This window comes from Rhizobium aethiopicum, from assembly GCF_900094625.1.
In the GTDB taxonomy this organism is placed as follows: Bacteria; Pseudomonadota; Alphaproteobacteria; order Rhizobiales; family Rhizobiaceae; genus Rhizobium; species Rhizobium aethiopicum.
The window spans coordinates 1-14,006 of the sequence record NZ_FMAJ01000030.1 but is presented as its reverse complement, the minus strand read 5'-3'; the positions used below and the strand labels follow the sequence as shown (position 1 = coordinate 14,006).

The window sequence follows — 14,006 nt, the reverse complement described above, 5'->3', positions numbered from 1 at the left end:
GATGAGATGACGGTTGCAGTGACGAACATACGCGTAGAGGACAAGCTTTACCAAAATCGATATGTGGTCGATGCCGGACGCCCGCATATTAGGGTGCGTCCACACGATTGGCCAAGCGTAAATCTGTATGCCCTCACAAGTGTCTGTCCGGCCAAGTGCTACGAATTGAATGACCAGGGCCAAGTGGAGGTTATCGCCGACGGGTGCATGGAGTGCGGCACGTGCCGCGTACTCTGCGAGGCAAGTGGAGATATCGAGTGGAACTATCCGAGAGGCGGTTTCGGCGTTCTCTTCAAGTTCGGATAAAGGTTTGCAACTCCACGATTTAGAACCAACTTGGGTTTGCAGACAGGCGCATCGGAAACTTGCAGAGGTGCGCGTTGCGGATGGGCATTAGAAATTACTATATATACATGCAAGCAGGGGTTATAAGAAACGTTAGACAACCAAGGCCATATAATGACCCACATGCCCGCCCGACCGGTCGATGGAGTGGAACCCCTATCTGCCCTACCTGCTGGACCTATGCGCCAGGCGGGCACGCAGCGCAGCGGAATCTACGAGATATCAAAGGTACTGACTGCCCCCGCCCGGCTAGAGATCACGCTTGCCAACGTCGTGAACGTCCTCTCTTCCTTTCTGCAAATTCGACACGGAGCAATCGTTGTTCTGGACGCTGAAGGTCAGCCCGAGATTGCCGCAACTGGCGACATCCCCACATCCTCTCAATCAGCCGCTCGAGGCGTTATACCGAAGGCCGTAATCGACCATATCGCGACGACCGGTATGCCCTTCATCATAAAGGATGTCAGCAAGTCCGAATTATTTCAGGCTGAGCCGCAACCGCCTTGGAGCAGCGGCACCGTCCCAATTTCTTTTATTGGCGTTCCGGTAAAAGCCGATAATAAAATACTTGGCACAATATCGATCGATCGCGTCAGGAACGACGCCGCCCCCTTCCCTGCCGACGAGGACGTTCGCTTTCTGACCATGGTCGCCAATTTGGTCAGTCGGACGATCCGGCTTCATCGTTTCCTGAACCTGGAGGGTCGGCGACCTATCGGCGAACAAGAGAGACCGGAGAAGCCGATCATCGCGCAAAGGGGCGCGCCGGACCGACATCCACCCGCCAAAATCGGCGGGATTGTCGGGGATAGCCCGGCTCTCCAGCAGGTGGTTGAAACCGTCTCGGTGGTGGCGAGGACGAATTCCACCGTGCTTCTGCGGGGCGAAAGCGGCACCGGCAAGGAATTTTTTGCACAGGCGATCCATGAACTTTCCCCTCGTCGAAACAAGCCGTTCGTCAAATTGAACTGCGCCGCGCTGCCTGAAGGCGTCCTGGAATCGGAGCTGTTTGGGCATGAAAAGGGGGCTTTCACCGGGGCCATCGCGCAGCGCGCCGGACGCTTCGAACTGGCAAATGGCGGAACGCTTCTGCTTGACGAGATTGGCGAGATTTCGCCCGCCTTTCAAGCCAAACTGCTGCGCGTCCTACAGGAAGGCGAACTGGAGAGGGTGGGCGGAACTAAGACGCTTGCGGTCGACGTCCGGCTCATATGCGCCACGAATAAGAACCTCGAGATGGCTGTTGCAAACGCCGAATTCAGGGCCGACCTGTATTACCGCATCAGCGTAGTTCCAATTGTCCTGCCGCCGCTTCGAGAGCGACCCGGCGATATTCCACGCCTTGCGAAAGCTCTTCTTGACCGATTCAACAAGGAGAACCAACGCGAGCTGACGTTTTCGTCGTCGGCGATCGAGGTGATGTCGCAATGCTATTTCCCAGGTAACGTCCGGGAACTCGAAAACTGCGTGCGAAGGACTGCCACCCTTGCGCGTTCAAGCTCGATCGTTTCGTCTGATTTTGCCTGCAAGAACAGCCAGTGCCTTTCGTCGCTCCTCTGGAAAAGAACCGACGGGTCGCCCGGCGGCATCACCGTCGATAGGCATGCCCGGAGCAATGTGATGCCGACTTCATCGCCGCGGTCGGACGGGAGCATCGGTGCGTCGGACGAGGTATCTTCCGTCAAGGCTTGTGATCCGAACGGTTCCGGTTGTCCAGCAATGGAGTCGCGCCTCACGCAACGGGACCGGCTGATCGAGGCGATGGAAAAAGCCGGGTGGGTTCAGGCCAAAGCGGCTCGTATTCTCGGCCTTACGCCTCGTCAGGTCGGCTATGCTCTACGCCAGCATCGCGTCGAGGTGAAAAAGCTTTAAGCGCCTGGGTGATGTTGGACCTTCTCGATTTCCAATGCCTGGTTTGGTGGCTTACGGACAACTCTTTTGTCGACTGTCGGAAGCTCGACAAATCTGTGTCCGAACACGGTCGGAATCGAACAACAAATGCAAATTGTTGAAGCAAATCCCGTCCTTGGGATGGCATGACTTTTGCGTTTTGAAAGGCGACGTCAACTAGCAACGGAGCACTCAATGTCCGCACCGATGATTTCGCTTGAAAGTGCGACCAGCACGACATCCTTGGATCAATTGCTGGCGACCGCGAAACCGAGTGGCTGCACATCCTCGTCATGTGGCGTGTCCACAAAACCGGCCGACGTGGACCAGGCTATCTGGGCGAAGATCAAAAACCACCCCTGCTATTCAGAAGAGGCTCACCATTATTTCGCGCGCATGCATGTCGCGGTCGCACCAGCCTGCAATATCCAGTGCAACTATTGCAATCGTAAATATGACTGCGCCAACGAAAGCCGCCCTGGGGTCGTCTCGGAAAAGTTGACGCCAGACCAGGCGCTGCGCAAGGTCATTGCCGTCGCCAACGAAGTGCCGCAGCTTTCCGTGCTGGGTGTCGCCGGACCGGGCGATGCCTGTTACGACTGGAAGAAGACAAAGGAAACGTTCGAACGAGTTGCGGGGGAGATCCACGACATCAAGCTGTGCATCTCCACCAACGGGCTTGCGCTGCCGGATCACGTCGCCGAACTTGTCGACATGAATGTCGATCACGTGACAATTACGATCAACATGGTTGACCCTGAAATCGGCGCAAAGATCTATCCCTGGATCTTTTACCGCAACCGTCGTTACACCGGCATCGAAGCTGCGAGAATTCTGCACGAGCGGCAAATGGTGGGCCTGGAGATGCTGACCGCGTGCGGCATCATCACCAAAGTCAATTCGGTGATGATTCCTGGTGTCAACGACGAACACCTGGTCGAGGTAAATAAATGGGTCAAGGAGCGGGGGGCGTTCCTGCACAACGTCATGCCGCTTATTTCCGATCCGGCCCATGGCACCTACTACGGCTTGACCGGACAGCGCGGCCCGCGGGCGCTCGAATTGAAGGCGCTCCAGGATCGTCTCGAAGGCGGCGCAAAGCTAATGCGCCATTGCCGGCAGTGTAGGGCCGATGCCGTCGGCCTGCTTGGGGATGATCGGGGCCAGGAGTTCGCACTCGACCAGCTTCCCGGAGAGATCACCTATGACGCCCGTAAGCGCGAGGCCTATCGGGAAGTGATCGCCCGCGAACGCGGCGATCACGCGACCGCCAAGAGCGAGGCAATCGAGACAGTCAAAGCAGCCGGCGATGGGTCCCTCCACGTCGCGGTCGCGACAAAGGGTGGCGGTCGCATCAACGAGCACTTCGGCCATGCGAAGGAGTTCCAAGTATACGAAGCTTCGTCGAGAGGCATCACCTACGTCGGGCATCGCAAGATCGAACAGTATTGCCTCGGAGGCAGGGGCGAGGAAGCCACCCTCGACGGCATCATAACTGCGCTGGTCGGTATTGACGTCGTGCTATGCGCCAAGATCGGGGAGTGCCCTAAGACTAAGCTCATGGAGGCCGGGGTTCGGGCAACGGATGCTTATTGCTATGACTACATCGAGACCGCCATCGGCACCCTCTACGCCGCCAAGTTTGGCGTCGAACCACAAGCGGCGACGGCGTGAGCGCTCTTAATCCAACATCTTCAGGAGTTTAAAAATGGCCTTCAGGATCATAGCGTCCCAATGCACCCAGTGCGGTGCCTGCGAGTTCGAATGCCCCTCCGGTGCGATCAGGTTCAAAGGTGAGATCTACGTTATCGACCCGGAAAAATGCACCGAATGCAAGGGTACCTTCGAAACGCAGCAATGCGCGGAGGTTTGCCCCGTGCCGAAGACCTGCGTCCTCGCCGCACCTGCGATTTGACCTTCAGCATGGTCGGGGCTCCTGCGGAGAAGCCTTCAATGATATCCTGCAAGGAGGAATGCCCATGGGCCTTGGACGTGAACAGGAGGTCGAAATCCACAGGCCTCCACGATTTACACCCGGCGAGCGGGTGCGGGCCAGACTTCACGTAAAGAATGACGGCACCTATGCTGGCAAAAAAATTGGGGAAAGTTTGGTGCGGAAGGGCGACGAAGGCTATGTGCGCGACATCGGCACCTTTCTCCAGCAGTTTTACATCTATGCCGTCGAATGGGTCGAACGTGGCACTATCGTCGGCATGCGTGCCCGTGAACTGACGAGTCTAGACAACGCCGCTGCTTGCGGCGCTGCTGAAATCGCGGGGCCCCCAACGAAGGAATAGCGACATGAAGATAATGATTCGCAGAACGAGCGCCGGCTTGTCGGCTTACGTACCAAAGAAAGATCTCGAAGAGCCGATCGTAGATGTCGAGGCTGATGACATGTGGGGCGGCACGATCACTCTCAGGAACGGCTGGAGACTCGTCTTGCCCAAGCTATCGCGGGATACGCCTCTGCCGATCACCGTCCACGCAAGGAAGATTCCTGACGAGGACTGATGCTGCAAACGAGAGGTAAGAGAAAACAGCATGAATAAAATTTTGACCTCGGACCGTCTCCTGATCATTCGCAACGGTGACGCCGAAGAAAGACTTAGGCTGCTTCAGGAAGCGCTCGCTGCGGATCGGATCGTTCCCTATCTCGGTCCGGATCTCCTTCGGCTGCAATCCACGGAACCACCTGTACCGGACACCCCGGAAGCCGTCTCCGCGGCACTCAACGAACGCACACCTGCCCCTTCCAGGATACGCAGCAATATGTGGTCAGTCGCGCAGTTTATTGAACAGCGACGGCATCGCCGGACGCTTCAGGCCTGGATGGCAGAAATATTTGGAGCACCCGTGGCGCCGACCGCCCTCCACGACTGGCTCGCAACGCTGCCGCTCTCCCTTATCGTCGACGGTTGGTACGACGGGACAATGCGTGCGGCTTTCGCGAAGACCGGTCGAACGGATGTCGTCGAGATTCAGGGCGTCACGCGTGCAAACGGCGGCGGCGACATTTGGACAAAAACTTACGATCTGTCCGGGAGAGACGTCGAATGCGTCGCAGCGCCAAAGACGGTCCTCTATGCGCCGTACGGCAGTGTTATACCAGCTTCGAACTTTCTGGTGTCCGATTCCGATTACGTGGAAGTCCTAACCGAAATCGATATCCAGACGCCAATACCTGGAATGGTGAAAGAACGGCGTATAGATCGCGGTTTTCTTTTCATTGGCTGCCGCTTCAACGATCAGATGCTCCGGATCTACGCTCGACAGATCATCAAGCGCTCTCACGGCCCCCACTTTGCAGTACTTGATGCGGAAGGCCTTACCAAAAACGAGCGCCGTTTCCTTGCAGCAAGCGGAATCACGGTGGTCGACCTGCCGATCGGCGAAGCCGCGGCTCTGCTTGTACCATTTGGTAGCAAGGCGGATGGTGACCATGGCCGCACGGCTCCCGCTTCGAATCTCTGTAGCGGCTAGAGTGCCGCAGATTGAAAAAGTTCTGTTTCTGCCAAGTTCGAATGCCATACTGCCCACGTTTGCTGGCGTAGGGGATTGCGGGTGGGATCAATGGCGATGAGCGAGCGTGATCTTTAGCGGATCGAGGTTCTGTCGCAGGTGATCGACGGAAGATCGGCGACGACCGCAGATTACTGTTCGCTCAATGTCAATGCGAAGGACCGATTATGAAGAAACCTAAACCATTCCCAATACAGCGGCAGAGCCGCGGCCGAATCGCCAGAAATAAGCCTCGCATCGGCCACCGGGTGCTCCACTCGTGCGCCAATAACACGCGTAATCAACGGGATCGAGACGGCACACGCTTTACGGTCTTGCGCTTATTTGTGATCTTTATCCCACAATATGGACTTCGATACTTGGTGTTTCCAAGTGACAAGCAGTGTGGCCAATAATTCTAACCGCCTAGCTCTGCGTCTTCATACTTCCAGAAATGATGTCCCTGGCGGCTGAAAGGAACGCGTCCATTTGGGTTCTGGTGCCGATGCTGACGCGGATAAAATTTTCCAAACCGGCATCGGGAAAGACGGCTACAAGTATGTTCTGCCTATCCAAAGACGCTTGCCACCATTTGCCATCTCGTCCGGGTGGCACCCGAGCTAGCAAAAAGTTTGTGTGGGAGGGAATGACAGAAAAGCCCAATTGAGACAAGGCAGTGGTCGTTCTGTGTCTTTCATGTTTAATATATCTGTGGTTCTCGTCGTAGTCGGCGCGGTGCGAAAGGATACTAATGCCCACCGCATGGCCGATCACGTTCATGTTAAAGACATTTTGCAGGTTGCGTAGCCTCCCAATAAGTTCGGGATGACCAAAGCCGAAACCGACGCGAATTCCCGCGGCTGCAAAGCCTTTCGAAAGTGTTCTCAATACTAGAAGGTTTGGATGACGATCGACTAGGCGCAGGGCATCATCGGGTGCAAAGTCGACATACGCTTCATCCACCACTATCAACTGGTCCGATTGCGCGACGAGGCGGTCGATTTCAGCCACCGGAACGAATGTTCCCGTTGGATTGTTCGGATTGGCCAGCAGTATGAATTTTGCATCTTTTGCTGGACCAAGAAGCAGCTGCTCGATTGGCAGAGAATAAGACTCGCCCCATTCGATTTCGAGAAATCTGGCACCCTGCAACTTGGCCAGTTTGCGGTTAAAGGAAAAACCTGGCGATATCATCGCAACGCTATCTCCCGGGTCGAGGAATGCTCTGTAGATGAGCCCAAGCAGCTCCGACGAGCCGTTCCCGGCGACCACCTGATCCTGGGAGAGGCCATACGCGCTGGCGGCTGCGTCGCGCAAGCTCAGATTGTCATCTTCGGGATACAGATAATGCCGTTCGAGGGCCGCCAGCGCACTTTGCAACACCATCATCGGCAACGGAAACGGATTCTCATTCGTGTTTAGTCTAACGAAGTTCGCATCTCGCCCCGGTTGATTGGAGGGTAGCGCATTTAGCTGTCTCGCCATCGGCGAAAGAGCCGAAAGCACGGCTTGCAGCTTTGCATCAGCCATATCTTTTCTCCGTTTCAGTAAGCCGAGTCGTGAGCGCGTGATCGGCTGTCTCCTGTTGAAGCCAACATCGCATCGGACGTTGGCGCGGCCGCCTGCGGGCTGCTACGGTCGCCGCGTAGTTAATAGGCCAGGGACCGCCGCGGCCGCCTCAAGCCGCCAATGGTCAAGCCTCCCCACTCTCACACTCATGCGTACTTGCTCCATTCGCCTTTCGAGGAACTGTTCGATCTCAAACGCCAACTCCGCAGGGTCGTGGCCAACCGTTTCGAGATGTAACTCAGGGCTCCCAGGATCTCGTACGGCGAGGAAACTCGGGTGGAATTGGCGATCTTGCCGGCAAGCGCCTTCCTCTTCGGACCGCGTCGCGCGCATTCCTCGAGCGGCGTGTCGCCGAAGATTTCGATAAGCTCCCCCTCCTCCATCAGTTCGCGAGTCATCCGGCGTTCGCCGCGGAACGCGAGATGAAGGATACGAGGAAGATCAGCCCAGCATCGGCCATCAGCTTGGTGACCTCGGCACGCGGCGGATGTTCTCGACGCGATCGGATTGATTGAAGCCCAGGTCGCGATTGAGCCCGTGGCGCACGTTGTCGCCGTCGAGGATGTAGGTGTGCTTCCCGTGGGCATGCAGCAGCCGGTCGAGCGCATTGGCGACTTGCCGGAGCCGGAAAGTCCAGTGAACTAAAGGACGGCTGGCCGCTGACTCTTCATCGCCGCGCGCGCCCTTGTCAGCGCCGGTCGCCTGCCAATGCGCGTTGTCGGCGCGCCTTGCCCAGCTTTGGCTGCCACTGAAATTGAAGACCCCGGTCGGCCCATAGGCTTTGCGAAAGAACTCGGGAGAATCGACATGGTCGATGAGTTTCAGCTCGTTTTCCCAGCACAGCTTCCACCGCACCTCAGAACGCATGCAAAGACCTCCTTTGGTATTTCCTGCTGCTGTTTTTGAAGCACGCATTGTGCGATCGAAGCAGCGGCCACCCCGCTGCATGTCGGCGCCGTTGCTCGGGTTCGCGCTATAGCCAGTCCGGATCGTCAAATGTTTCGCCGTCACTCGCGTCTGAGATCATTCCTAATGCATCATCACGGGAGATTGGTAAAATGGATTGCATGAATGGAATTATCGATGCTTTGTATGTTGAATATACGGGTTTCTTAGACTTTGATGTGACCTCCCTGGCACTTGCCGCGTAAAGACGACCGCGCGTCCCCTCCAGCGGCCGAAAGCAGGGATGAGTTGGACCAGTTGACCCAACTGCGCCCCCCGTTTACCCACCTATGTCCCGGAGTGCTTTGGCGATGAACGGCCGCTTGCTAGTCCTAACCGCCTGCGCAAAGCTTGCTTCGGCAACCTGCAACGGCGCGAGCGTTGGTCGCGGTTTCTGATAGAACTTCATCAGGGACGCACGTTCTGTTTATTGACGCTAGCGATCTACGTCCTATTTGCGATCGTCTGCAGTGGCGCTGGTAGACGCGACTTTCACGGCACGATCGCCGCTATCGCTACCGGTCTCGTCTATGCGGCTTAGTAAGCTGAAAATATCTTGCAAGATCTCTTCATCGAAAGTCCGCAACTTCACGATAGTAGCCAGCAGCAGAACCGCTTTGGTTTCAGTTTCGCCCCAAAGATAAGGTGCCGCCGGGGCGATAATCTCTTCCGGAGTGGCATCCAAAACCTCACACAGATGAATCAGTCGGCTCACGGTCAAGCGGGATACTCCATTTTCGTACCGGCCGTAGACCTGCTTAGTGATGCCAAGCAAGGGCGCCAGTTTCGAGCGCGGTAGTTTTCGCTTATCGCGGGCTTCGCGAAGGCTGATGCTGATCAAGTTTTCGAGTTCGGCGCTAAGTGCAATCCGTCCGTCAAAAGGTTTTCGATAGACCGGCTTGTCTATGCCTGGATCATCGACTTGTTGCAAACCGAGTTCATTAATCCATTGCTTCAATGATGGTCCTGACATTGCTCCGACTGAGGTAAATGCGCCAGAGCACTTTATACGGAAAGTGATGTGCTTGAAACCACCAATGTTTCGATTTCGATCTCATTTGGCGCATTTTGGTCCAGGCGAACCTCACCCGATAGCTATCGTTTACCAAAATATATCATTGATCGCAAGTACATAGATATAGCTCACACCGAAATCGCTTCACGCAAGGATTATCCACTTGCGCCAAATTGGCACTGAATGCCTTCAGTGATTTTGGTGATAACGGTCACTGCATTTCCTCGTCTAGCACTAGGGACGTCGTGTGCGGGCATGGTGGCCTTTTGTCCTGCACGCGGAGACTCTCGGTTCACGGCAAACCAATCAAGGCTGCGCGTGTTGGCTGCTCTAGGCGATGCCCTCATAGTACCTCTGAACGGCGACAGCCATGAACAGCGTTTCCAGTCTCAGCGACTCGCCCCCGTTTTCGCGGAACCTGATCGTGATGTCGAATGGCTATTTCCGAGCCGAATGGCAAAAAGGATCGGCGCGATGGAACAGAGGCGCGGAGAGGACGGGCTTAGATTTGGCAATTTGAAATCAAAGCATGCGCGCCGGCAGCTCGAATACCCACACAGGAGAACCCAATGAGGGAGTTGATGACAGACCCTACTGTCGAAGCAAAGCGCATGCAAATAGACTTGGCGTCGCTCGCCGACAAATCGCTCGAGCATCGAGCGAGATCGACGCCAACCAACGATCGAATATTGCGCAATCGCCGCGTATTGTTGATCAGACGGAAAACGAGTGAAAAACTAAGTTGTGAGATTGCGGGTGTCTGCACACCGACGACAGCGCGTCGGCTGCGATACCCGGCTATCACCAACACTGCTACTGGTCAGGGGCGTCATAGACAAACCCAGATCACTTCACGGTCTCCGCTACATCACTGATACCTCTGTCGCTCTCGTCGTCATCGGGGATCATTCGCTGCAGGAGCCGAATTAGGTCGCGCGTCGTGCCGGTCGGAAGTCTCCTGAGAATCCTCGCCAGTGTGAGACAATCCTCGGCCTCCTCCGATGTGCGGCCCCAAAGATGTGGCGCAGCTTCAAAGATCATATCGATAGGCATGAAGCCAAGAATCTCACACAGATGGATCATCCGAGTAACAGTCATTTTGGAAAATGCCCGCTCGTAGCGTCCGTATACAGGGATGGACAGACCAAGCATTGGAGCAACGTCCGCGCGAGACAGGCCCTGCGCTTGGCGTGTCTTTTTCAGGAACGCGCTGATCAGTTCCTCCATGTGACCCAGGGATGTAATTTCGCCGCCGAAGCCCGGCTTTCGATAGATCGCCTTGTCAACCTCCGGATCGGCGGTGCTGACGAGGCCTCTCGAACTTCTGTAGCTTGCTAGATCTTCCGTCACCGCACGTCCCTGTTTTCCTGCCACTCGTTGTAGGCTTGAGCCAACCTGAACCGATTTGAACCACGTGTCATCGCCACACTACAACCGTTTTAAATACCCATTTTGGGCATTTTTTGCGTTATAGCAAATATTTGAGGGTTTAGCCAAATTGCTTCATGAATGCATGCAAAACAGGCTCGCTAGACCGGTCGCCCAGTTCCATGAAAGATGAGGCGGCTATGGTCGCACCCGCCACTGAATCATCTAGGTTGCGTCGAATTTGAGCGAAAATTCACATTCAATGCTCAACATCTTCTAAGCCGTCTTCGTTGAGGACGATAAGAAATAATCCTCGAAAACCGATCCGTTTCCCCGTCCCACGATATCCCATTTGGCTAGCTGGGAAAGCTCCGCCGTGCTGGAAATCACTCAGCCAAGAACCCATATCGGTTACCGCTCCCGCTAGCGTGTAGGTTCGATGCTCTCTGAAAATTCCGCCTCCTTCAACCAGGGCTTCGAAAGAAAGCGCTGTATAGATCCACCTGCTCCGACCTTTTAGTCCGCTAGCAAAAGGCGGTCGGGGACCGACTTCTCGAAACGGTTTCCTGCCGGCCGACAAGGGCTACGGCAGCGCCGAAATCCTCGCCAAGCCGGTCGAGTGTAAGGCTCGGCAACATCGCGACGAAGAACAACAGGAAGGGCTCAGTCGTCTTCTCACGCTGGGTCTATCGGCAGCGTAACCTCGTGAAACGTCAAAAGCATCGGTTCGATCGTAATTGACGCAAAGCTGACAGTCGTGTGCGATCGCGCACATTGACAGGCTGGCATGATGCAAGCGCCGACGTGCATTGTGAGCTCGACCCAATTCACTCCCAATGCTGGGTCGGCCTTCGGACGGATCGCTCGCAAGGTTGACGGTGTTCACATACTAGGCGGAGTGGCACAATCCGAGACTCCCGACACACGGTGAGCACCGGAAGGCGCCTTCTGTCGCCATTGGAACATTCACTAACAATGCTCTGGTGGCACACCAATTGCTTGTAAGAGCCCAGATCTCTGCCGGCAATGGTTCCGGTCCAAGCTCCAGTGGTTACTATCGACGATGACCAACACCTTTAGATGTAAGGCCCATCTTCGCCCATGTCGTACCGTACGACGGAGCTCGTCAGCGATCATCACGCGCGGCGGCGTGCAGCCGATCCAAAGAGCTTTGTCACCAGCCACTGCTCAGCGCGGGAGCCTCTTCAGCTTTGGATCAAGACGTTGAGAGCGATGCCATTCTGGCCGACAGCGCCGCCGGAGCCAATGTTCTTCGCGCGCGATCGAAATAACCGAATTCGTCCAGATGTCATGTCGCCGCGAATGAGACTGCTTCAAGGGATTCCAGTGGGAGATCGCCTTGCCGAGTTAAGGCTCCCACTGGCACGCGGTTTCGTTGGTGACGCCGGTGCCGCATGTTGGCGGCCGCATCCGCTAAATTTAACGGTGCCTAGAACCTGAAGAGACACAGCGAAATTTGCCTTTCGTTTGGCACCGGTTGGACTACGCCCAATTTTCGTTTTCGTCTCAAAAGTGGAGATGCGATATGACTTCGAATCACCAAGCCGACGTGGTTGGCGATAGCGACAAGCTCATCGAGCAGGCGCTGCGAGCTGCCATGGATACTGCTCTAAGTCCGGCTGCGCCGGCTCACTTGCGTGGAGCGCTGGACGCGGCAGTGTTTCCAGGTGGCTCCCGGATGCGCCCCAAGCTCTGCTTGAAAGTCTCCTATGTGTGCGGCGAAAAACATCCTGAGCTGGCGACAAGAGCCGCGGCAGCAATTGAATTGCTGCACTGTGCCTCGTTGGTGCATGACGACTTGCCTTGCTTCGATAACGCCGCGCTACGTCGCGGCAGACCGACGGTGCACCGGCTTTTCGGAGAGCCTATCGCCGTTTTGGCCGGCGATGCCTTGATCGTGATGGCTTTCAAATACCTCAGCTTGCAGGCTGCACTAACACCTGAGTTGGGCGGGCGCATGATCGAGGTGGTTGCGGAGGCGGTCGGCCCCAGTCACGGACTGATCGCCGGACAGTCGATGGAGGCAATGACGCACGTCGCTATCGACCGCTATCACCATTACAAGACCGGCTCCCTCTTTGTCGCGGCGGCCACGTGCGGTGCCCTGGTAAGTGGTGCTGATCCGGCTCCGTGGTCTAAGGTGGGGGAATTGCTCGGGCATGCGTATCAGATTGCCGACGACATCGCAGATACAGTCGGCCGCGTAGAAGTGCTTGGCAAATTGCCTGCCGTGGACACGCAGCTGAATCGACCCAGTATCGTTCGCGGCCAAGGATTGGACAGCGCAGCCGCCAGATTTTACGCGTACCTCGAACAGATAGGTGACACCATTCCTGCCAGCCCTCACAAACGGTCCTTCGTTGACTGGCTAAATCATTCACTTTGCAAAGGCGTGGCGGGACCGGGAAAAGCCGGTCTGATTCAACAGGCGGCGCTGGATTGCGCACCTTTATGAGCACCGAGTTACGGGACGCATATCCCACGACACCGTATGGCAGTTTCTGCGGCGCGAGGGGCTACGGTTCAAAAAAACACTGTTCGCCCTTGAGCAGGCGCGAGTTGACGTCGCGCGACGGCGACAGCGCTGGCGATCCTGGCAGGCTGGCCTCGATCCAAGCCGGCTGGTCTTCATCGATGAAAGTGTGCTGCAGAGGCACGGAAGGAGTTCAGTATGAGCTAACCCCGTAACGTGAAGCTGCGTGAATGATGGAGGATGGCCCTCCGGGATCGGCTTTCAGGAGCGGGTCTCAAACCAGTCCGAGCTGCTGCGATAAAGAGCCGTGGTGGTGAGCGTCGGATGAAAAGTTCGGACGAGATCCGAGCAGGTGCGTGTCCGAAAGACGAACGAAAGTGAACCCTCCGAAGACGCGCCGTTATGAATCTAAGCGTCGTCGAAACCAGGACTGTTTCGTCATCCTGGGACAAGTCGGCCGGGTGCCTGATGATTGGGCGGGCGGCGACCGGCGTAGAGGGGGCGTGAGTTGGACACAGGCTTTCACGCGGAACTGCAGGAACCAGGCTCCTGATGCCAAGGGAGAAGCCCAAGCGGAGAAACCGTAAGGCGAGAGTACCGATGCAGGAGACTGGGGCGGACCGATCCGTATGAGCGTTGAGGGCCCTGTAATGGGGCCGGAGCAAAGGGATCGGATCAGGTGGTCGCATTGTTTGGAACAACTGGAAACAGGATGACTTCGATAGGTACGACAGACAAGCCGTTTCGGATTGAGAAGCGGCAAGTGTACGAAGCTTACAAAGCGGTCAAAGCCAACCGTGGTGCAGCCGGGTGGACGGTGAGACCCTGGAGATGTTTGACAAAGACCTTGCGAGAAATCTCTACAAGATCTGGAATCGG

At 56.2% G+C, this 14,006-nt stretch carries 11 protein-coding genes and 4 pseudogenes; 10 read left to right on the top strand and 5 right to left on the bottom strand.

What is annotated here, in order from left to right; translation table 11 throughout:
• Positions 1-6 precede the first annotated feature (6 nt).
• The 7 genes from GA0061105_RS30155 (at position 7) to GA0061105_RS30125 (ending at position 5,718) form a co-directional block, all read left to right on the top strand.
• Positions 7-306, top strand: a complete 300-nt coding sequence (locus tag GA0061105_RS30155) for a ferredoxin family protein (RefSeq protein ID WP_004678523.1) — start codon at positions 7-9, stop codon at positions 304-306.
• Between the two features lie 219 nt (positions 307-525).
• Complete coding sequence (nifA, locus tag GA0061105_RS30150; protein WP_077991685.1) at positions 526-2,217, top strand: nif-specific transcriptional activator NifA; 1,692 nt, start codon at positions 526-528, stop codon at positions 2,215-2,217.
• 213 nt (positions 2,218-2,430) lie between these two features.
• Positions 2,431-3,909, top strand: a complete 1,479-nt coding sequence (gene nifB / locus GA0061105_RS30145) for a nitrogenase cofactor biosynthesis protein NifB (RefSeq protein WP_011053432.1) — start codon at positions 2,431-2,433, stop codon at positions 3,907-3,909.
• Between the two features lie 34 nt (positions 3,910-3,943).
• Positions 3,944-4,150 (top strand): 4Fe-4S binding protein, encoded by a 207-nt coding sequence (locus tag GA0061105_RS30140; RefSeq protein WP_012489551.1) that lies wholly within the window; start codon positions 3,944-3,946, stop codon positions 4,148-4,150.
• A 64-nt stretch (positions 4,151-4,214) separates the two neighbouring features.
• Positions 4,215-4,532 (top strand): nitrogen fixation protein NifZ, encoded by a 318-nt coding sequence (locus GA0061105_RS30135; protein WP_012489552.1) that lies wholly within the window; start codon positions 4,215-4,217, stop codon positions 4,530-4,532.
• A gap of 4 nt (positions 4,533-4,536) precedes the next feature.
• A complete protein-coding gene (nifT, locus tag GA0061105_RS30130) occupies positions 4,537-4,749 on the top strand; it encodes a putative nitrogen fixation protein NifT (protein ID WP_004678514.1) in 213 nt (70 codons plus the stop codon).
• Between the two features lie 30 nt (positions 4,750-4,779).
• Positions 4,780-5,718: an SIR2 family NAD-dependent protein deacylase gene (locus GA0061105_RS30125; RefSeq protein ID WP_012489553.1), complete on the top strand. Its 939-nt coding sequence runs from the start codon at positions 4,780-4,782 to the stop codon at positions 5,716-5,718.
• Positions 5,719-6,162: 444 nt separating this feature from the next.
• Here the strand turns inward: GA0061105_RS30125 and hisC are convergent, their stop codons facing one another.
• From hisC to GA0061105_RS30105, 5 genes and pseudogenes are all read right to left on the bottom strand, one after another.
• Positions 6,163-7,266, bottom strand: coding sequence for a histidinol-phosphate transaminase (gene hisC, locus GA0061105_RS30120; RefSeq protein ID WP_077991684.1), 1,104 nt, complete (start codon positions 7,264-7,266; stop codon positions 6,163-6,165).
• Between the two features lie 102 nt (positions 7,267-7,368).
• Positions 7,369-8,034: pseudogene (cysC, locus tag GA0061105_RS33840) on the bottom strand (adenylyl-sulfate kinase); the annotation flags it as partial.
• 9 nt (positions 8,035-8,043) lie between these two features.
• Positions 8,044-8,172: pseudogene (locus GA0061105_RS33630) on the bottom strand (adenylyl-sulfate kinase); the annotation flags it as partial.
• 529 nt (positions 8,173-8,701) lie between these two features.
• Positions 8,702-9,208, bottom strand: coding sequence for a helix-turn-helix domain-containing protein (locus tag GA0061105_RS30110; protein WP_040111851.1), 507 nt, complete (start codon positions 9,206-9,208; stop codon positions 8,702-8,704).
• A 903-nt stretch (positions 9,209-10,111) separates the two neighbouring features.
• Positions 10,112-10,615, bottom strand: a complete 504-nt coding sequence (locus GA0061105_RS30105) for a helix-turn-helix transcriptional regulator (RefSeq protein ID WP_040111852.1) — start codon at positions 10,613-10,615, stop codon at positions 10,112-10,114.
• Positions 10,616-11,199: 584 nt separating this feature from the next.
• Between GA0061105_RS30105 and GA0061105_RS33625 the strand changes: the two are divergent.
• The 3 genes and pseudogenes from GA0061105_RS33625 to GA0061105_RS33120 all read left to right on the top strand — a co-directional run.
• Positions 11,200-11,347, top strand: a pseudogene (locus GA0061105_RS33625) (IS5/IS1182 family transposase); the annotation flags it as partial.
• 832 nt (positions 11,348-12,179) lie between these two features.
• Complete coding sequence (locus GA0061105_RS30100; RefSeq protein ID WP_040111853.1) at positions 12,180-13,109, top strand: polyprenyl synthetase family protein; 930 nt, start codon at positions 12,180-12,182, stop codon at positions 13,107-13,109.
• A pseudogene (locus GA0061105_RS33120) lies at positions 13,096-13,296 on the top strand (IS630 family transposase); the annotation flags it as partial. The gene GA0061105_RS30100 and the pseudogene GA0061105_RS33120, both read left to right, overlap by 14 nt.
• Between the last annotated feature and the right edge of the window lie 710 nt (positions 13,297-14,006).